Annotated in this window: 18 protein-coding genes and 1 pseudogene; 3 read left to right on the forward strand and 16 right to left on the reverse strand. The window is 70.6% G+C overall.

Going from position 1 to position 18,725, the window contains the following annotated elements:
• Positions 1-8: 8 nt before the first annotated feature.
• Genes nuoK through IG90_RS0106990 form a run of 11 tightly spaced genes read right to left on the reverse strand, consistent with a single transcriptional unit; the run spans position 9 to position 10,987 of the window.
• Positions 9-308: an NADH-quinone oxidoreductase subunit NuoK gene (gene nuoK / locus IG90_RS0106940; protein WP_018960446.1), complete on the reverse strand. Its 300-nt coding sequence runs from the start codon at positions 306-308 to the stop codon at positions 9-11.
• Positions 305-1,171 carry an NADH-quinone oxidoreductase subunit J gene (locus IG90_RS0106945; RefSeq protein WP_030579126.1) on the reverse strand — a complete coding sequence of 289 codons (867 nt, stop codon included), beginning with the start codon at positions 1,169-1,171 and terminating at the stop codon, positions 305-307. Before IG90_RS0106945 ends, nuoK begins: the two co-directional genes overlap by 4 nt.
• A complete protein-coding gene (gene nuoI / locus IG90_RS0106950; protein ID WP_078585226.1) occupies positions 1,168-1,872 on the reverse strand; it encodes an NADH-quinone oxidoreductase subunit NuoI in 705 nt (234 codons plus the stop codon). The genes IG90_RS0106945 and nuoI overlap by 4 nt, the downstream gene beginning before the upstream one ends.
• Positions 1,865-3,268 (reverse strand): NADH-quinone oxidoreductase subunit NuoH, encoded by a 1,404-nt coding sequence (gene nuoH, locus IG90_RS0106955; protein WP_030579131.1) that lies wholly within the window; start codon positions 3,266-3,268, stop codon positions 1,865-1,867. Before nuoH ends, nuoI begins: the two co-directional genes overlap by 8 nt.
• Positions 3,265-5,775, reverse strand: a complete 2,511-nt coding sequence (locus IG90_RS0106960) for an NADH-quinone oxidoreductase subunit G (protein WP_030579134.1) — start codon at positions 5,773-5,775, stop codon at positions 3,265-3,267. The genes nuoH and IG90_RS0106960 overlap by 4 nt, the downstream gene beginning before the upstream one ends.
• Positions 5,772-7,151, reverse strand: a complete 1,380-nt coding sequence (gene nuoF / locus IG90_RS0106965) for an NADH-quinone oxidoreductase subunit NuoF (RefSeq protein WP_030579137.1) — start codon at positions 7,149-7,151, stop codon at positions 5,772-5,774. Before nuoF ends, IG90_RS0106960 begins: the two co-directional genes overlap by 4 nt.
• Positions 7,151-7,975 (reverse strand): NADH-quinone oxidoreductase subunit NuoE, encoded by an 825-nt coding sequence (nuoE, locus tag IG90_RS0106970; RefSeq protein ID WP_030579140.1) that lies wholly within the window; start codon positions 7,973-7,975, stop codon positions 7,151-7,153. The genes nuoF and nuoE overlap by 1 nt, the downstream gene beginning before the upstream one ends.
• Positions 7,976-8,004: 29 nt before the next feature.
• Positions 8,005-9,327: an NADH-quinone oxidoreductase subunit D gene (locus IG90_RS0106975; RefSeq protein WP_030579144.1), complete on the reverse strand. Its 1,323-nt coding sequence runs from the start codon at positions 9,325-9,327 to the stop codon at positions 8,005-8,007.
• Entirely contained in the window at positions 9,327-10,058 is a 732-nt protein-coding gene (locus IG90_RS0106980; RefSeq protein ID WP_030579147.1) for an NADH-quinone oxidoreductase subunit C, read from the reverse strand. Before IG90_RS0106980 ends, IG90_RS0106975 begins: the two co-directional genes overlap by 1 nt.
• A complete protein-coding gene (locus IG90_RS0106985) occupies positions 10,055-10,609 on the reverse strand; it encodes a NuoB/complex I 20 kDa subunit family protein (protein ID WP_018490715.1) in 555 nt (184 codons plus the stop codon). Before IG90_RS0106985 ends, IG90_RS0106980 begins: the two co-directional genes overlap by 4 nt.
• Positions 10,610-10,627: 18 nt before the next feature.
• Positions 10,628-10,987: an NADH-quinone oxidoreductase subunit A gene (locus IG90_RS0106990; protein WP_030579150.1), complete on the reverse strand. Its 360-nt coding sequence runs from the start codon at positions 10,985-10,987 to the stop codon at positions 10,628-10,630.
• A 799-nt stretch (positions 10,988-11,786) separates the two neighbouring features.
• Here IG90_RS0106990 and IG90_RS0107000 point away from each other — a divergent pair.
• Positions 11,787-12,644 carry a C40 family peptidase gene (locus IG90_RS0107000; protein ID WP_030579152.1) on the forward strand — a complete coding sequence of 286 codons (858 nt, stop codon included), beginning with the start codon at positions 11,787-11,789 and terminating at the stop codon, positions 12,642-12,644.
• 186 nt (positions 12,645-12,830) lie between these two features.
• Here IG90_RS0107000 and IG90_RS0107005 read toward each other — a convergent pair whose 3' ends face one another.
• The 4 genes and pseudogenes from IG90_RS0107005 to IG90_RS0107015 form a co-directional block, all read right to left on the reverse strand.
• Positions 12,831-14,021 carry a Cmx/CmrA family chloramphenicol efflux MFS transporter gene (locus tag IG90_RS0107005; protein ID WP_030579155.1) on the reverse strand — a complete coding sequence of 397 codons (1,191 nt, stop codon included), beginning with the start codon at positions 14,019-14,021 and terminating at the stop codon, positions 12,831-12,833.
• A gap of 412 nt (positions 14,022-14,433) precedes the next feature.
• Positions 14,434-14,610, reverse strand: coding sequence for a hypothetical protein (locus IG90_RS44695; RefSeq protein WP_164493875.1), 177 nt, complete (start codon positions 14,608-14,610; stop codon positions 14,434-14,436).
• Positions 14,611-14,860: 250 nt separating this feature from the next.
• Positions 14,861-15,073: pseudogene (locus tag IG90_RS45615) on the reverse strand (phosphodiesterase); the annotation flags it as partial.
• A gap of 76 nt (positions 15,074-15,149) precedes the next feature.
• The gene (locus tag IG90_RS0107015) at positions 15,150-16,433 is read right to left on the reverse strand and encodes a geranylgeranyl reductase family protein (RefSeq protein WP_030579160.1); all 1,284 of its coding nucleotides are present in this window, start codon (positions 16,431-16,433) and stop codon (positions 15,150-15,152) included.
• A 97-nt stretch (positions 16,434-16,530) separates the two neighbouring features.
• Between IG90_RS0107015 and IG90_RS0107020 the strand changes: the two genes are divergently transcribed.
• Positions 16,531-17,058 (forward strand): GNAT family N-acetyltransferase, encoded by a 528-nt coding sequence (locus IG90_RS0107020; protein ID WP_030579164.1) that lies wholly within the window; start codon positions 16,531-16,533, stop codon positions 17,056-17,058.
• Positions 17,059-17,140: 82 nt separating this feature from the next.
• Here the strand turns inward: IG90_RS0107020 and IG90_RS0107025 are convergent, their stop codons facing one another.
• Entirely contained in the window at positions 17,141-17,833 is a 693-nt protein-coding gene (locus tag IG90_RS0107025) for a demethylmenaquinone methyltransferase (protein WP_030579168.1), read from the reverse strand.
• A 382-nt stretch (positions 17,834-18,215) separates the two neighbouring features.
• On the opposite strand from IG90_RS0107025, the gene IG90_RS0107030 reads away from it, so the two are divergent.
• A complete protein-coding gene (locus IG90_RS0107030; RefSeq protein WP_030579170.1) occupies positions 18,216-18,725 on the forward strand; it encodes a SigE family RNA polymerase sigma factor in 510 nt (169 codons plus the stop codon).

Raw genomic sequence — 18,725 nt, forward strand, 5'->3', positions numbered from 1 at the left:
CCGACCCCTTACAGCTTCATCAGGCTGGCGTCGTCGACCGAGGCCGAGTGGCGGGAGCGGAACAACGACACGATGATCGCGAGTCCGACGACGACTTCCGCCGCGGCGACGACCATCGTGAAGAACGCGACGATCTGCCCGTCGAGGTTGCCGTGCATCCGGGAGAACGTGACGAGCGCCAGATTGCAGGCGTTGAGCATCAGCTCGACGCACATGAACAGCACGATCGTGTTCCGCCTGATCAGCACCCCGGAGGCGCCGATCGCGAACAGGAGGGCCGCGAGGTAGAGGTAGTTGACCGGGTTCACTGGGCGGCCTCCGAATTCTCCGCCGCGGACGCGGGACGGGCCCCACGTGCCACGGCGTCCGCGTCCTCACGTCCGAGCCGCTCCCCGGAGCGCTGCTCCAGGGCCTTGAGGTCGGCGAGGGACTGCTGCGAGACGTCGCGGATCTGACCGCGCTCGCGCAGGGTCTGCATGACGGTGAGCTCGGACGGCGTGCCGTCGGGGAGCAGACCGGGGATGTCCACGGCGTTGTGCCGGGCGTAGACGCCGGGGGCGGGGAGCGGCGGGAGGTGCTTGCCGCGCACGCGCTCCACGGACATCTCCCGCTGGGTCTTGGCCCGTTCGGTGCGCTCGCGGTGGGTGAGCACCATCGCGCCGACCGTCGCGGTGATCAGCAGGGCGCCGGTGATCTCGAAGGCGAAGACGTACTTGGTGAAGATGAGGTTGGCGATTCCCTCGACGTTGCCGCCGTGCCGGGCGTTGGCCGCGCCGAGCCCGTTGAAGGTGCTCAGGGAGGCGTTGCCGATGCCCGCGATGAGCAGCACGGCGAAGCCGAGGGCGCACCCGAGGGCCAGCCAGCGCTGCCCCTTGAGGGTCTCCTTGAGGGAGTCCGCCGCGGTGACGCCGACGAGCATGACGACGAAGAGGAACAGCATCATGATCGCGCCGGTGTAGACGACGATCTGGACGATGCCGAGGAAATACGCGCCGTTGGCGAGGTAGAAGACCGCGAGGACGATCATGGTCCCGGCGAGCGACAGGGCGCTGTGCACGGACTTCTTCGCCAGCACCGTGGAGAGCGCGCCGATCACGGCGACGGTGCCCAGGATCCAGAACTGGACGGCCTCGCCGGTCGAGGTGGCGGTGGCTGCGGCCAGGGAGTTCACGCTCCCACCCCCTTGTCCTGCCGGGCGTCGGCGGCCCGGGTGGACTCGATGGGGTCCTCGTCCTGCTTGTCGCTCTCCCCCTTGGACACGGCCGTCTGACGGACCGTGCCGGGGGCGGCCTCGGTGACCACTCCCCGGTAGTAGTCCTGCTCGTCCATGCCGGGGAAGATCGCGTGCGGGCTGTCCACCATGCCTTCCTCCAGGCCCGCGAGCAGCTCGTCCTTGGTGTAGATGAGGCTCTCGCGGGTGGTGTTGGCGAGCTCGAACTCGTTCGTCATGGTCAGCGCCCGGGTGGGGCAGGCCTCGATGCAGAGTCCGCACAGGATGCAGCGCGCGTAGTTGATCTGGTAGACGCGGCCGTAGCGCTCTCCCGGGGAGTAGCGCTCCTCCTCGGTGTTGTCCGCACCCTCCACGTAGATCGCGTCCGCCGGACACGCCCAGGCGCACAGCTCGCAGCCGACGCACTTCTCGAGGCCGTCCGGATGACGGTTGAGCTGGTGGCGGCCGTGGAAGCGGGGCGCCGTCACCTTCGGCGTCTCCGGATACTGCTCGGTGAGCCGCTTCTTGAACATGGCCTTGAAGGTCACGCCGAAGCCGGCCACGGGGTTCTGGAACTTGTCCCCGGACTCCCCTGCCCGACCGGACTGCCCCGAGGACCCAGCGGATCCCGATGAGCCCGTGAGCTCTGGTTTCTCAGACACCGCCGGCCTCCTTTCCGTCACTCGCGCTTTCGTCACTCTGAGTATCCGCGCCGCCACTGACAACGAGCTCCCGGTCCCGTCGTGGCCTGCGCCTGGGCACCGGCGGCAGCGTCTGTCCGGGCAGCGGGGGCACCGGGAACCCGCCCGCCATCGGGTCGAAGGCGGGCTCCGGTCCGGCGGCCTCCTCCTCGGCCCGGGACCTGCGGTCGCGGTACATGTCGACGACGAAGGAGATCAGCAGGATCGCGATCACGACCGCGCCCACGTACAGCACGATCCGCGAGAAGTCGTACCCCTCGTTCCGCAGGGCACGGACGGTGGCGACGAGCATCAGCCAGACCACCGAGACCGGGATGAGGACCTTCCAGCCGAGCTTCATCAACTGGTCGTAGCGCACACGGGGAAGAGTGCCGCGCAGCCAGATGAAGAAGAAGATCAGCAACTGGAGCTTCAGGAAGAACCAGAGCATCGGCCACCAGCCGTGGTTCGCACCCTCCCAGAACGCGGAGATCGGGTACGGAGCCCTCCAGCCGCCGAGGAACAGCGTCACCGCGATCATCGACACGGTCACCATGTGGATGTACTCGGCGAGCATGAACATCGCGAACTTGATGGAGCTGTACTCGGTGTTGAACCCGCCGACCAGGTCGCCCTCGGACTCCGGCATGTCGAACGGCGCCCGACTGGCCTCACCGACCATGGTGATCATGTAGATGATGAAGGAGACCGGCAGCAGCATGATGTACCAGCGGTCCGCCTGCGCCTCCACGATCGTCGAGGTGGACATCGACCCGGAGTAGAGGAAGACCGAGGCGAAGGCGGCGCCCATGGCGATCTCGTACGAGATCATCTGGGCGGACGAGCGGATTCCGCCGAGCAGGGGGTATGTCGAGCCCGAGGACCAGCCGCCGAGGACGAAGCCGTACACCCCGACCGCGCCGACGGCGAGGATGTAGAGCGCGGCGATCGGGAGGTCCGTCAGCTGCATCGTGGTGCGCTGTCCGAAGATGGACACCTCGTTGCCCGCCGGGCCGAAGGGGATCACGGCGATCGCCATGAAGGCGGGGATCGCGGCGAGGACCGGCGCGATGACGTAGACCGCCTTGTCCGCGCGCTTGACGATCACGTCTTCCTTCAGCATCAGCTTGACGCCGTCGGCGAGCGACTGGAGCAGCCCCCAGGGGCCGTGCCGGTTGGGGCCGATGCGCAGCTGCATCCAGGCGACGACCTTGCGCTCCCACACGATGGAGAACAGCACGATCAGCATCAGGAACGCGAAGCAGAAGACAGCCTTGATGACGACGAGCCACCAGGGGTCGGTGCCGAACATCGAGAGATCCTCGGCGGCGAGGACGACGCGCTCGGGCGCCGTCGTGAGTGCGGCGAGGCCAGTCACGCTCGTACCTCCGATGGTTCGACGGGCGCACCCGGTGCGGCGGCGGGGCCGATCCGCACCAGGCCGCCGGGGTTCGCGCCGGTGTCGGCGGGGATGCCGCGTCCCACCGAGTTCAGCGGCACCCAGACCACCCGGTCCGGCATGTCGGTGACCACGAGGGGCAGTTCGACGGTGCCGGCGGGTCCGGTGACGGCGAGCAGGTCTCCGTCCTTGACGCCGGACTCGGCGGCGGTGGCCGCCGAGAGCCGGGCGACGGCCGCGTGGCGGGTTCCGGCGAGCGCGGTGTCGCCCTCCTGGAGCCGGCCCAGGTCGAGCAGCATCCGGTGGCCGGCGAGGACCGCCTCGCCGTCGCCGGGCCGGGGCAGCGGCTGCGCGCTCTCGCGCGGGTCGTCCGCGTGGCCGCCCTCCCAGCCGCCGAGCCGGTCCAGCTCGCGGCGGGCGGCGGTCAGGTCCGGCAGGGCGAAGTGCACGTCCATGGCGTCGGCCAGCATGTGCAGCACACGGGAGTCCGTCGGGGCGAGCGTCCGGGACATCTGCTCGGGCTTCAGCGCGGCCTGGAACATCCGGGCCCGGCCCTCCCAGTTGAGGAAGGTGCCGGACTTCTCCGCGACGGCGGCGACCGGGAAGACCACGTCCGCCCGGGCGGTGACCGCGCTCGGCCGCAGCTCCAGCGAGACCAGGAAGCCGACCTCGTCCAGCGCCTGAAGGGCACGGTTCGGGTCGGGCAGGTCCTCGGCGCCGACCCCGGCGACGAGCAGCGCGCCCAGTTCGCCGGTGGCCGCGGCCTCGACGATCTGGCCGGTGTCGCGTCCGTACCGGGTGGGCAGTTCCGCCACCCGCCACAGCTCGGCGACCTCGTCGCGGGCCCGCGGGTCGGTGGCCGGGCGGCCGCCGGGCAGCAGGGAGGGGAGCGCGCCCGCCTCCACCGCGCCCCGGTCGCCGGCCCGGCGCGGGATCCACACCAGGCGTGCGCCGGTGGCGGTGGCGGCGCGGACGGCGGCGCTCAGCGCGCCGGGCACTCCGGCGAGCCGTTCCCCGACGATGATCAGGGAGTGCTCGGCGCGGAGCGCGTCGGCGGCGGCGGCCCCTTCGGCCTCCAGGCCGACGCCGCCCGCGAGCGCGTCCAGCCACTCGGTCTCGGTGCCGGGGGCGGCGGGCAGCAGGGTGCCGCCCGCCTTCACCAGGCCCCGGGTGGCGTGCGAGGCGAGCGCGAAGGTCCGCTGGCCGCTCTTGCGGTGGGCCTTGCGCAGCCGCAGGAAGACGCCGGGCGCCTCCTCCTCGGACTCGAACCCGACGAGCAGGACCGCGGGGGCCTTCTCCAGCGCGGTGTACGTGACGCCCTCGCCGTCGAGGTCCCGGCCGCGTCCGGCGACCCGGGCGGCCAGGAAGTCGGCCTCCTCGGCGCTGTGGACCCGGGAGCGGAAGTCGATGTCGTTGGTGTCGAGGGCGACCCGGGCGAACTTGCTGTAGGCGTAGGCGTCCTCGACGGTCAGCCGGCCGCCGGTCAGGACGCCGGTACGGCCGCGGGCGGCGAGGAGTCCGGCCGCCGCGGCCTGCAGCGCCTCGGGCCAGCTCGCCGGTTCCAGGACGCCTTCGGCGTTGCGCACCAGCGGGGTGGTGAGCCGGTCGCGCTGCTGGGCGTAACGGAAGCCGAACCGCCCCTTGTCGCAGAGCCACTCCTCGTTGACCTCGGGCTCGTTGGCCGCGAGGCGTCGCATGACCTTGCCGCGCCGGTGGTCGGTCCGGGTCGAGCAGCCGCCCGCGCACTGCTCGCACACCGAGGGGGTGGAGACCAGGTCGAAGGGGCGGGAGCGGAACCGGTACGCCGCCGAGGTCAGCGCGCCGACCGGGCAGATCTGGATGGTGTTGCCGGAGAAGTACGACTCGAAGGGGTCGCCCTCGCCGGTGCCGACCTGCTGGAGGGCGCCGCGCTCGATCAGCTCGATCATCGGGTCGCCCGCCACCTGGTTGGAGAACCGGGTGCAGCGCGCGCAGAGCACGCACCGCTCGCGGTCCAGCAGCACCTGGGTGGAGATCGGGACGGGCTTCTCGAAGGTCCGCTTCTTGCCGTCGAAGCGGGAGTCGGCGGCGCCGTGCGACATCGCCTGGTTCTGGAGGGGGCACTCGCCGCCCTTGTCGCAGACGGGGCAGTCCAGCGGGTGGTTGATCAGCAGCAGCTCCATCACGCCCTTCTGCGCCTTCTCGGCGACAGGAGAGGTGATCTGCGACTTGACGACCATGCCGTCGGTGCAGGTGATGGTGCAGGAGGCCATCGGCTTGCGCTGGCCCTCGACCTCGACAATGCACTGGCGGCAGGCGCCGACGGGGTCGAGGAGCGGGTGGTCGCAGAAGCGCGGGATCTCGATGCCGAGGAGTTCGGCGGCCCGGATGACCAGGGTCCCCTTGGGGACGCTGATCTCGATGCCGTCGATGGTCAGCGTGACCAGGTCCTCGGGCGGGATGGCCGCCTCGCCGCCCCCGGAGGGCGCACTCGTGGTGACTGTCATGCGTTCACCCCCCGGTGAGCGTTCTTGCCGTCGGTGTTCTTGTCGTCGGCCCAGACCGTGGACCGGGCGGGGTCGAAGGGGCAGCCCTTGCCCGTGATGTGCTGCTCGTACTCCTCGCGGAAGTACTTGAGCGAGGAGAAGATCGGCGAGGCCGCGCCGTCGCCGAGCGCGCAGAACGACTTGCCGTTGACGTTGTCGGCGATGTCGTTGAGCTTGTCGAGGTCCGCCATCTCGCCCTTGCCCGCCTCGATGTCGCGGAGCAACTGGACCAGCCAGTACGTCCCTTCGCGACAGGGTGTGCACTTGCCGCAGGACTCGTGGGCGTAGAACTCGGTCCAGCGGGTGACGGCACGCACGACGCAGGTCGTCTCGTCGAAGCACTGGAGCGCCTTGGTGCCGAGCATGGACCCGGCGGCGCCGACGCCCTCGTAGTCGAGGGGGACGTCGAGGTGTTCCTCGGTGAACATCGGGGTGGAGGAGCCGCCCGGCGTCCAGAACTTCAACCGGTGACCGGCCCGGATGCCGCCGCTCATGTCGAGGAGCTGGCGCAGCGTGATGCCGAGCGGGGCCTCGTACTGGCCGGGGCTGGTGACATGGCCGCTGAGCGAGTAGAGCGTGAAGCCCGGGGACTTCTCGCTGCCCATCGACTTGAACCAGTCCTTGCCCCTGTTCAGAATCGCGGGAACCGAGGCGATCGACTCGACGTTGTTCACCACAGTGGGGCAGGCGTACAGACCGGCGACCGCAGGGAAGGGGGGCCGCAGCCGGGGCTGGCCACGCCGTCCTTCGAGAGAGTCGAGCAGCGCGGTTTCCTCACCACAGATGTACGCACCGGCGCCCGCGTGCACCGTGAGTTCCAGATCGAGTCCTGAACCCAGGATGTCCGTCCCCAGATAACCCGCCTCGTACGCCTCTCGTACGGCCTCGTGCAGTCGTCGCAGCACGGGGACGACCTCACCGCGCAGGTAGATGAACGCGTGCGACGAGCGGATCGCGTAGCAGGCGATCACGATGCCCTCGATGAGGCTGTGCGGGTTCGCGAAGAGGAGCGGGATGTCCTTGCAGGTCCCCGGTTCCGACTCGTCGGCGTTGACGACGAGATAGTGCGGTTTGCCGTCGCCCTGCGGGATGAACTGCCACTTCATCCCGGTGGGGAAGCCCGCGCCGCCGCGTCCGCGCAGACCGGAGTCCTTGACGTACGCGATGAGGTCGTCGGGGTCCATGGCGAGGGCCTTGCGCAGCCCTTCGTACCCCTCGTGGCGGCGGTAGGTGTCCAGGGTCCAGGATTCGGGCTGGTCCCAGAAGGCGGAGAGGACGGGGGCGAGCAGCTTCTCGGGGCTCGTCCCGTTGTGGTCGATCTCGGCGGCCAAGGTCATCACTCCCCCTCCTCGGCTGCGGGCCCGGCCGGGTGCTCCGGGTCGGAGGCCGAGGTCTGCTGCGGTGCGTCGTGCGAGCTGAGGTGCTCGGACGGCGAAGGTTCGTGCGGCTGCGCGCCCTGGGGCTGCCCGGCGCGCGGGGAGACCACGCGCGCCTTCTGGAGCGCCTCGCCCTTGGCGAGCTTCAGCCCGACGAGGGAGGCGGGGCCCGCGCCGCCGGTGGCCTCGACGGCGCCGGGACGCTCGTCGGGGAAGCCGGCCAGGATGCGGGCGGTCTCCTTGTACGAGCAGATCGGCGCGCCCCGGGTGGGCTCGACGGTCCGGCCGGCGATCAGGTCGTCGACGAGTTGCGTGGCGCTCTGGGGCGTCTGGTTGTCGAAGAACTCCCAGTTGACCATCACGACGGGCGCGAAGTCGCAGGCGGCGTTGCACTCGATGTGTTCGAGGGTGACCTTGCCGTCGTCGGTGGTCTCGTTGTTGCCGACGCCGAGGTGCTCCTTGAGCGTGTCGAAGATGGCGTCGCCGCCCATGACCGCGCACAGGGTGTTGGTGCAGACGCCGACCTGGTAGTCGCCGCCGGCCCTGCGCCGGTACATGGAGTAGAAGGTCGCGACGGCGGTGACCTCCGCGGTGGTGAGGTCGAGCGTCTCGGCGCAGAAGGCCATACCCGTGCGGGAGACGTATCCCTCCTCGGACTGCACGAGGTGCAGCAGCGGCAGGAGGGCGGAGCGGCTGCCGGGGTAGCGGGCGAGCACCTCCTTCGCGTCCGCGTCGAGCCGGGCGCGCACCTCGGCCGGGTAGGGGGTGGCGGGGAGCTGCGGCATCCCCAGACTGACGTCTTGGCGTGATGTGGTCACCGGTCGACGCCTCCCATCACGGGGTCGATGGACGCGACGGCGACGATGACGTCGGCGACCTGGCCGCCTTCGCACATCGCCGCCATGGCCTGCAGGTTGGTGAAGGACGGGTCGCGGAAGTGGACCCGGTAGGGGCGGGTGCCGCCGTCGGAGACGACGTGCACGCCGAGTTCGCCCTTGGGGGACTCGACGGCGGTGTACGTCTGTCCGGCGGGGACCCGGAAGCCCTCGGTCACCAGCTTGAAGTGGTGGATCAGGGCTTCCATGGAGGTGCCCATGATGTTCCTGATGTGGTCGAGCGAGTTGCCGAGACCGTCGGGGCCCAGGGCGAGCTGGGCGGGCCAGGCGATCTTCTTGTCGGCGACCATGACCGGCCCCGGCTCCAGGCGGTCGATGCACTGCTCGATGATGCGCAGGGACTGGCGCATCTCCTCCAGGCGGATGAGGAAGCGTCCGTAGGAGTCACAGGTGTCGGCGGTCGGGACGTCGAAGTCGTAGGTCTCGTAGCCGCAGTACGGGTCGCTCTTGCGCAGGTCGTGCGGGAGTCCGGCGGAGCGCAGCACCGGGCCGGTGGCGCCGAGCGCCATGCAGCCGGTGAGGTCGAGGTAGCCGACGTCCTTCATACGGGCCTTGAAGATGGGGTTGCCGGTGGCGAGCTTGTCGTACTCCGGCAGGTTCTTCTTCATGGTCTTGATGAACTCGCGCAGCTGGTCGACCGCGCCCGGGGGCAGGTCCTGGGCGAGGCCGCCGGGGCGGACGAACGCGTGGTTCATCCGGAGGCCGGTGAAGAGCTCGAAGAGGTCGAGAACCAGTTCACGATCGCGGAAGCCGTAGATCATGATCGTGGTCGCGCCGAGCTCCATGCCGCCGGTGGCGATGCACACCAGGTGCGAGGCGAGCCGGTTGAGCTCCATCAGCAGCACGCGCAGGACGGTGGCCCGGTCGGGGATCTGGTCCTCGATGCCGAGGAGCTTCTCGACGCCCAGGCAGTACGCCGTCTCGTTGAAGAACGGCGTCAGGTAGTCCATCCGCGTGACGAAGGTGGTGCCCTGCGTCCAGTTGCGGAATTCGAGGTTCTTCTCGATGCCGGTGTGGAGGTAGCCGATGCCGCAGCGGGCCTCGGTGACGGTCTCGCCGTCGATCTCCAGGATGAGGCGCAGCACGCCGTGCGTGGAGGGGTGCTGGGGGCCCATGTTGACGATGATGCGCTCGTCGTCGGACTTCACCGCGGATTCGACGACCTCGTCCCAGTCGCCGCCGGTGACTGTATATACAGTCCCCTCGGTCGTGGCACGGGGTGTTGCGTGGGGAGTGGTCATCAGGAGTACGACCTCCGCTGGTCCGGAGCCGGGATCTGGGCGCCCTTGTACTCGACGGCGATGCCGCCGAGCGGGTAGTCCTTGCGCTGCGGGAAGCCCTGCCAGTCGTCCGGCATCATGATCCGGGTCAGGGCCGGGTGCCCGTCGAAGACGAGCCCGAAGAAGTCGTACGCCTCGCGCTCGTGCCAGTCGTTGGTCGGGTAGATCTCGACGAGCGACGGGATGTGCGGGTCGCTGTCCGGGGCGGACACCTCCAGCCGGATGAGCCGGCCGTGGGTGAGCGAGCGCAGGTGGTAGACGGCGTGCAGCTCGCGGCCCTTGTCGCCCGGGAAGTGGACGCCGCTCACGCCCGTGCAGAGTTCGAAACGCAGGGCGGGGTCGTCGCGCAGGGTGCGGGCGACCTGGACCAGGTGTTCGCGGGCGATGTGGAAGGTCAGCTCGTCGCGGTCGACGACCGTCTTCTCGATGGCGTTCCCGGGAAGCAGGTCCTGTTCCTCCAGGGCCCCTTCGAGCTCGTCGGCCACCTCGTCGAACCAGCCGCCGTACGGCCGGGAGGCGGCTCCCGGCAGGGTGATGGTGCGGACGAGGCCGCCGTAGCCGGAGGTGTCGCCGCCGTTGTTCGCGCCGAACATGCCCTTGCGGACGCGGATGACCTCGCCGCCGGTGCCGCGCGGGGCGGGTACGGCGTCGCCGTTCTGCTCGTCGCCGTTCGCCTTGGGGTTCTCGGTCACCGCAGCAGCCCCTTCATCTCGATCAGGGGCAGTGCCTTGAGGGCCGCTTCCTCCGCCTCGCGGGCGGCCTCCTCCGCGTTGACCCCGAGCTTGCCGTCCTGGATCTTCTGGTGGAGCTTGAGGATGGCGTCCAGCAGCATCTCGGGGCGCGGCGGACAGCCCGGCAAATAGATATCGACCGGGACAATATGATCAACACCCTGCACAATGGCGTAGTTATTGAACATTCCGCCCGATGACGCACAAACCCCCATGGAAATGACCCACTTGGGATTCGGCATCTGGTCGTAGACCTGCCGCAGGACGGGCGCCATCTTCTGGCTCACCCGTCCGGCGACGATCATCAGGTCCGCCTGTCGCGGCGATCCGCGGAAGACCTCCATCCCGAACCGGGCCAGGTCGTAGCGGCCCGCTCCGGTCGTCATCATCTCGATGGCGCAGCAGGCGAGTCCGAACGTGGCCGGGAAGACGGAGGACTTCCGCACCCAGCCCGCGGCCTGCTCGACCGTGGTCAGAACGAAGCCGCTCGGCAGTTTCTCTTCGAGTCCCATGGTGTGCCCCTCAGCCCCTCAGTCCCATTCCAGGCCGCCGCGACGCCACACATACGCGTAGGCGACGAAGACGGTGAGCACGAAGAGCAGCATCTCCACGAGCCCGAAGATCCCCAGGGCGTCGAAGGAGACCGCCCAGGGATAGAGGAAGACGATCTCGATGTCGAAGACGATGAAAAGCATCGCCGTCAGGTAGTACTTGATGGGAAAGCGGCCGCCTCCGACCGGAGTCGGGGTGGGTTCGATACCGCACTCGTACGCTTCGAGCTTTGCCCGGTTGTAGCGCTTGGGGCCGATAAGCGTGGCCATGACCACGGAGAAGATCGCAAACCCTGCCCCGAGGGCGCCGAGCACGAGGATGGGCGCGTAGGCATTCACGCTCCTCGCTCCTTCCAGTCGTCCTTGACCTTTGGACCGCATCGGGCGACCGGCTCGCCACCTCACCAAGATCGTGCACATGTGAGGCAGTTCACAAGCCCGACTGCCCCGCATCCTATGCCCGGTCCCCTGTGATCTGCGACACGGGGTGCAACAACGGCTTTGTGATCTCCACCACCTGACGAACGATCATGAAGTCGTATGAGCGGTGATCTTCGTACGCGAAGCGGCCGAGCGATCACGAGACGTGACATTCGATGGCGTCACCGCTGGTCAAAGGCGTGCGCCGCTATCAATCGACGGCCTCTACAAGCAAATTGGCGGTGGACCGGCCAGGGGTGATAAGAGCCCCGGCCGACCGGGAGGGCCACCCGGATGGGGGCGGCGGGAATCGATGGGGACATGTGCACGCATTCACGATCTTCCGGATCGAGCCCCGGCACGCGAGCGGAGCCGTCGCCTCCGCCGACGGGGGCGACCGCGGAAGGTCGCGGACGCCCACGCGGATCGCGGCCGCGGGGGTTGCCCGTCCCGGCGGACTCGCGCTGTGACCTGCACCACTCGACCCCGCACCCCGGAAAGCCGGGCTTGGCCATCGGTGTGAACGGATGGTAAGTGACGGGCAATTCGGGCGTATTACCGAAACGCAGTGATCACGGGCCTGATTGCGTACGTCCGATTTGCCCGTTACGGCGTCAATAAGGGTGTCCAGGAAGCGGATTCACAGATTCCGAACGTAACTGTGTCGCAACACACGTTTCTTGATGGGACCCCTACAGCCCTGATAGCGCTAGTACCCATGTCCCACACCGCTCACATACCCAGCCACCGGAAGCCCCGCCAGCGCGCCTCGACGTCGGCACTGCGAGCCGGAGTTGCCGGTGGCGTCCTCAGCACCATCGCGGTCGCCGGTGCCGCCGGTCCGGCCCAGGCCGAGCCGGTCGCCCAGACGATCGAGATGCCCACCATCACGTCCGGCTTCTCCACCGCCGTGGCCGCCTCCGCTCAGGCCACCCAGCAGGTCGCCCTGGACCTGGCGACGCAGGCCGAGGAGGACGCCGCGGCCGAGAAGGCCGCGAAGACGGCCAAGAAGGCCCACGCCGAGGCCGTCCGCAAGGCCGAGGCCGAGAAGAAGGCCGAAGCCGCCGCGAAGGCCCGGGCGGAGGCCGAGGCCGAGGCCGAGGAGCGCGCCGAGCGCGCCTCCCGGACCGCCGAGCGCACGACGCTCAGCGCCTCCTCCGGCTCCTCCGGCTCCTCGGGCAGCTCCGCCTCCGCCCCCTCCAACTCCTCCTCGAACGTGAGCGGCTCCGCCGGCGCCATCGTCGCGTTCGCCAAGGCGCAGGTCGGCGACGCGTACGTGTCGGGCGGCACCGGCCCCAACGCGTGGGACTGCTCGGGTCTGGTCCAGGCCGCGTACCGCACGGTGGGCGTCGACCTCCCCCGCGTCTCGCAGGCCCAGTCGACCGCCGGCACCCAGGTCTCCCTGGACAACCTCCAGCCCGGCGACATCCTGTACTGGGGTGGCGCGGGCAGCGCGTACCACGTCGCGATCTACGTCGGCGGCGGCGAGTTCGTCGGTGCGCAGAACTCCGGCACCGGCACGGTGCAGCGCTCCCTGGACTACGACCGGCCGACCGGCGCGGTCCGCGTTCTCTGATTCACAAGCGCCCGCGGGCGCTCCGGTGCACGGCTGAGAGCCTGTCGGGTGGCCTTCGACCGGAAAGCGGACGCGGTCCGGTGCGTGCGGTTCCCAGGCGCCGAGATGCCCTCGTAGCGGAGCTACCAGGGCATCTCGGCAACGCCCGGGAGCGTGCGTGCCGGGGCGTGGCCGCCCGGTCAGAGGTCACCCGACAGGCGCTGAGGGCCGCCGCTCCCCCGCTCGGGGGCGGCGGCCCTTCGCCGTGGTGGCGGCGACGAGCAGGGCCAGGACCATCAGCAGGGCGCTCACCCAGGCCGGCGCCCGGTAGCCGAGCCCGGCGTCCAGGGCCAGCCCGCCCGCCCACGGGCCCAGCGTCGCCCCCAGGTTGAACGCGGTCGTCGAGAAGGCTCCGGCCAGCGTCGGGGCGCCGGGGGCGAGTCCCAGGACCCGGGTGATCAGAGCGGTGCCCGTACCGAAGGCGAGCATGCCGAGGAGCGGGATCAGCGCGAGGGCGAGCACCGGGCTCCCCGCCGTCAGGGCGAGCGCCGCCCACCCGAGGGTGAGAGCGGCCATGCCCGTGGCTACGAGGGCGACCGGGCGGGCGTCGGCGAACCGGCCCGCAACCGTGACCCCTACGAACGAGCCCGCCCCGAAGAGCGCCAGGGACACCGGCACCCACCCCCCGCCCAGGCCCGTCTCCCGGGTGAGGAGTGGCTCCAGATAGGAGAACGTGCAGAAGGTCGCGCCCTGCACCAGGGCCATCATGAGCAGGACCGGCCGCAGCCGGGGGCCGGTCAGCGCGCGCAGTTCGTCCCGTACGGGTACGGGAGCGGCGCCCGCGTCCGTACCCCGGCCGCCCGGGATGGTGCGCAGGATCGCGAGGACGGCGGGCAGCGAGACGACCGCGACCGCCCAGAAGGCCGAGCGCCACCCCCAGCGCTCCCCCAGCACCGCCCCGGCCGGTACGCCCACCACGCAGGCGATCGTCACCCCGCCGACCACGACAGCGGTGGCCCGGCCCTTGAGCCGGTCGGGGACCATCGCGACGGCCGTCGTGAGGGCCACGGCCCAGAAGCCCGCGTTGGCGAGCGCCCCGACGAAGCGGCTCGCGAGGAGCACGCCGTAACTCGGGGTGAGAGCGCCGACGACATGGACGGCGACGAACACCGCGAGGAAGAGGAGCAGGGCGCGGCGGCGGGGCCAGGAGCGGCTGGAGAGCGCCGTCAGGGGTGCGCCGACGACCATCCCGACGGCGAAGGCGGAGGTTAGGAGGCCGGCGGCGGAGAGGGAGACGTCGAGGTCGGCGGCGATGCCCGAGAGCAGCCCGGACAGCATGAACTCGGAGGTGCCCTGGGCGAAGACCGCGAGCCCGAGGACGTAGACGGCGAATGGCATGGGTGAGTAGCCCCTTGGACGGAACCGTCGGGTGGACAGACAGACCGGAACGCGGGGATACGGGTCGCGACGCGGACGCCCGCCGGAGGCCGGCGGGGCGGCGCGGAGAAGTGCCCGGTGGTGATCGGCCGGTGGCACGAACCCCGCGTACGGCGGTGCTTCAGCGCGTACGCGAGGGGGAGACGGCCCGCACCCGCGGTGGTCCGGCGGGCGTGGAACCGTACGAGAGGGGGCCGGTGACCCGAGAGGTCAGCCGGCGACGCTCAGCACGAACACGGCCACCGGCGCACCGGTGGCCGGAGTCTGTCGGACTCGGGACTGGCCATGAGAAGGGAGGCTACCGGCCGGGCGGCGGGGCCTCCAGCGGTTTTCCCGGCCGGAAGGCCGGAGAGCCGGAGGGCCGCCGTCCGGATCAGCGGCGGCGGGGGCGACGGTTCGTCCGCTCCGGCTCCTTGGCCGAGCTGGTGGGCGCGGGCGGCGCGTCGTACGGGGCGTCGAAGTCCTCGTCGTCGTCCGGCGCGGTCGGGTCCACGGCGAAGCGGGGCTCCAGGAAGAGCCCGTGGTGCTGGGGCAGGGATGCGGTGGTCATGGCTGTCTGTCCTTGGGGTCGAGCAGCGCTGTATCGGCTTGTTCCGTACCCCGCTGGCCTGCGTTCGATGTGAGCGTGCGTCACGAAGAGTGGCACGCACCGCGTGCCGCCACTGCGGGCGGGGGCGGGCGGGCGCCGTCCGGTCCGGGACTGCCGACGACCGGGGGCGCGCAAATCATCGCACACGATCACCTGGGGGATGAGAATTAACGCCGGGGGTGAGCGGAGCTCCGGGTCCGGGCCCGCGTCGAAGGACGACGCGGAAGTAGGCGGTCGGCCGCCGGTCCTCGCCCAGGACGTGGAACGCCAGGCCCGGCGGCTGGTCCCGGTCCGCCGCCCGGTCGCCCTCCCAGGGCGTGCGCGGGGTCCAGGTGACGGCTGGGCCGGCGATGAGGGGGCGGCCGCCGAGGGCCGAGGCTGCGGCCGTGCGGGCGTGCCCGGTGAGGACCGCCCGCGGGCGGGCGGCCCGACGCGGCACCGCACGCGGCAGCCCGCGCGACGCCGCGCATGAGGCCCCGCGCGACGGGCCCCGGTCGGCCTCAGGCCTTCGGGGCCACCTTCGACAGGCCGTTGATGATGCGGTCCATCGCGTCGCCGCCCTGCGGGTCGGTCAGGTTGGCCAGCATCTTCAGGGTGAACTTCATCAGCAGCGGGTGGGTCAGACCGCGTTGGGTCGCGACCTTCATGATCTTCGGGTTGCCGATCAGCTTCACGAAGGCGCGGCCCATCGTGTAGTAGCCGCCGTAGGTCTCCTTGAGTACCTTCGGGTAGCTGTTCAGGGCCAGTTCGCGCTGGGCGGGGGTGGCGCGGGCGTGGGCCTGGACGATGACGTCGGCCGCGATCTGGCCCGACTCCATGGCGTACGCGATGCCCTCGCCGTTGAAGGGGTTGACCATGCCGCCCGCGTCGCCGACGAGGAGGAGGCCCTTGGTGTAGTGCGGCTGGCGGTTGAAGGCCATCGGGAGGGCCGCGCCCCGGATCGGCATCGTCATGTTCTCCGGGGTGTAACCCCAGTCCTCCGGCATCGAGGCGCACCAGGCCTTGAGGACCTCGCGCCAGTCCAGCTCCTTGAAGGCGGAGGAGGAGTTGAGAATGCCGAGGCCCACGTTGGAGGTGCCGTCGCCCATGCCGAAGATCCAGCCGTAGCCGGGCAGCAGCCGGTCCTCGGCGCCGCGCTTGTCCCACAGCTCCAGCCAGGACTCCAGGTAGTCGTCGTCGTGGCGGGGCGAGGTGAAGTAGGTGCGCACGGCGACGCCCATCGGGCGGTCCTCGCGGCGGTGCAGGCCCATCGCCAGGGAGAGCCGGGTGGAGTTGCCGTCGGCGGCGACGACGAGCGGGGCGTGGAAGGTGACCGGGGTCTTCTCCTCGCCGATCTTCGCCTCGACGCCGGTGATACGGCCGGTGCGCTCGTCCTTGATCGGCGCGCCGACGTTGCAGCGCTCGTACAGCCGGGCGCCGGCCTTCTGCGCCTGCCGGGCCAGCTGCTCGTCGAAGTCGTCGCGCTTGCGGACCAGACCGTAGTCCGGGTAGGAGGCGAGGTCCGGCCAGTCCAGCTGGAGCCGTACGCCACCGCCGATGATGCGCAGGCCCTTGTTGCGCAGCCAGCCCGCCTCCTCGGAGATGTCGATCCCCATGGAGACGAGCTGTTTCGTGGCGCGGGGCGTGAGTCCGTCGCCGCAGACCTTCTCCCGGGGGAAGGCGGTCTTCTCCAGGAGCAGGACGTCGAGTCCGGCCTTGGCGAGGTAGTACGCGGTCGTGGAGCCGGCTGGGCCCGCTCCGACGACGATCACGTCCGCGCTGTGCTCGGAGAGGGGCTCGGTCACGGTCGGATCTCCCGAAGACTCGAATTCGCGTGCCGCGCGGCACATGTCCCGTGCAGTCTATGGGGGCCTGCAGATCAACCCTCCGAAGGGCTCCCTCATGTCGACAGCGCCTGCCACGCCCCATGCTCCGGTCCCCGCCGTACGCCTCCGCGTTCCGACGGACGAGGACGCCCTGACCTGGCACCGGGTCTTCGACGACCCGCAGGTGATGGAGTTCTTCGGCGGGCGGAGCGCGGAGTTCTCCGTGTACGAGGAGCTCACCGCGCGCCAGCGGCGGCACGACGCGGAGCTGGGCTACTGCCTGTGGACCGTCACGGACGAGGAGGGTGCCGTCCTCGGCTTCACCGGCGCACAACCGTGGCCGCACACGCATTACGGGCCGGTCGGCGCGACCGAGATCGGCTGGCGGCTGGGGCGCGAGGCGTGGGGACGCGGGTACGCCACCGCCGCCGCCCGCACCACGCTGGAGCGGCTGCGGGCGGCGGGGGTGGGCGAGGTGGTCGCGATGGTCCACTCAGGCAACACCCGGTCGATGGCGGTCGCGGAACGGCTCGGGATGCGGCGGGCCGAGTCGTACGCGACCCCGCGCGGCCAGGAGGCCGTCTGCTTCCGCCTGGAGCTCTGAGAGCCGCCCGGGCTCCCGGCTGCCGGCTCCCGCCCGGAGCTGTGAGCCCGGGGCCCGGGGCCCGGGGCCCGTTACGGGAACGTCAGGCGCGGGTGGCCCGGTGCAGGGCCACCACGCCGCCGGTCAGGTTGCGCCAGGCGACCTTCGACCAGCCGGCCTTCTGGAGCAGTGCGGCGAGGGCGCTCTGGTCGGGCCAGTCCCGGATCGACTCGGCGAGATAGACGTACGCGTCCGGGTTGGAGGACACCGCGCGGGCGGCCGGCGGGATCGCCCGCATCAGGTACTCCGTGTAGACCGTGCGGAACGGGGTCCAGGTCGGCTGGGAGAACTCGCAGATCACGACCCGGCCGCCGGGCTTCGTCACCCGGTACAGCTCGCGCAGCGCGACGTCGGTGTCCTGGATGTTGCGCAGTCCGAAGGAGATCGTGACGGTGTCGAACGTCTCGTCCTTGAACGGCAGCTTCATGCCGTCGCCCGCGGTGAACGGCATCCACGGGTGGCGCTCCTTGCCGACCTTCAGCATGCCGAGCGAGAAGTCGCACGGCACGACGTAGGCGCCCGCCTTCACGAAGGGCTGCGAGGAGGTCGCCGTACCGGCCGCCAGGTCCAGGATCTTCTGCGCGGGGCGGGCGTCGACCGCCTGGGCGACCGCCTTGCGCCACAGCCGGGCCTGGCCGAGCGAGATCACGTCGTTGGTCAGGTCGTAGTTGGCCGCCACACCGTCGAACATCGAGGCGACTTCGTGCGGCTGCTTTTCCAGGGAGGCTCGGGTCACCCTTCCATTCAAGCAGCCCGGCCCCCTGGACCGGTGAGGGCGGTCTCCGGCGATGGCGGCGCGTTCGGCGACCCGGCGGTGCGGGGCGTAGTCGTTGACCGCGTGGTGCCGGGTGGCCCGGTCGTGCCGGCCGGAAAGCCCTCGACCGTCGCGAGCGCGCTGTCCCCACACAGCGGTGCGCGCGGGCACCGGGTTCCGCCGGGGAGTGGGAGGGCCCCGGACCGGTGTGTGGACCGGTACCGCGATGCGGTGCGTGAACCGGCCCGCACACCGCATCGAACTGATCTTCACTTCTCTTCAACCTTTCCGGCACACGGGTGCTCTGTAAGGGGTGGGGGTCGAGGAGAGGGGACGGCGGATGCCGGCAGGGGCGGAGCCCGCCATGGCGGACGGCGAGGGCGCCGCGTTCGAGGCGTACGCCCGGACCGGGCAGCGCCGGCTGTACCGGACGGCCTACCTGCTGTGCGGAGACGTCGAGGGCGCGCAGGACCTGACGCAGACGACGCTCGCCAAGCTGTTCCAGCACTGGCGCAGGGCGAGCCGGGCGGACAACCTCGACGCCTACGCCAAGACCGTGCTCGTCCGCACCTTCGTGGCCGAACGCCGCCGCACCGTCACCGATCTGCTCGCCCACAACCGCAACGCGCCCCGCCCGCACCCCAACCCCGCCCCCGGCGCCGACCTCCGGGTCACCCTTCTCGCCCTGCTCGCCGAACTCCCGCCCCGGGCGCGGGCGATGGTCGTCCTCCGCTACTGGGACGACCTGAGCGTGGAGACCGTGGCCTCGCTGCTGCGGTGCAGCGAGTCCACGGTGAAGAGCCAGTGCTCGCGTTCGCTCGTCCGACTGCGCGCCCGGATGGGCGACGTCCAGCTCTACTCCTCCGGAAGCTGA

It is taken from the genome of Streptomyces anulatus (assembly GCF_000721175.1).
GTDB lineage: Bacteria > Actinomycetota > Actinomycetes > Streptomycetales > Streptomycetaceae > Streptomyces > Streptomyces anulatus_C.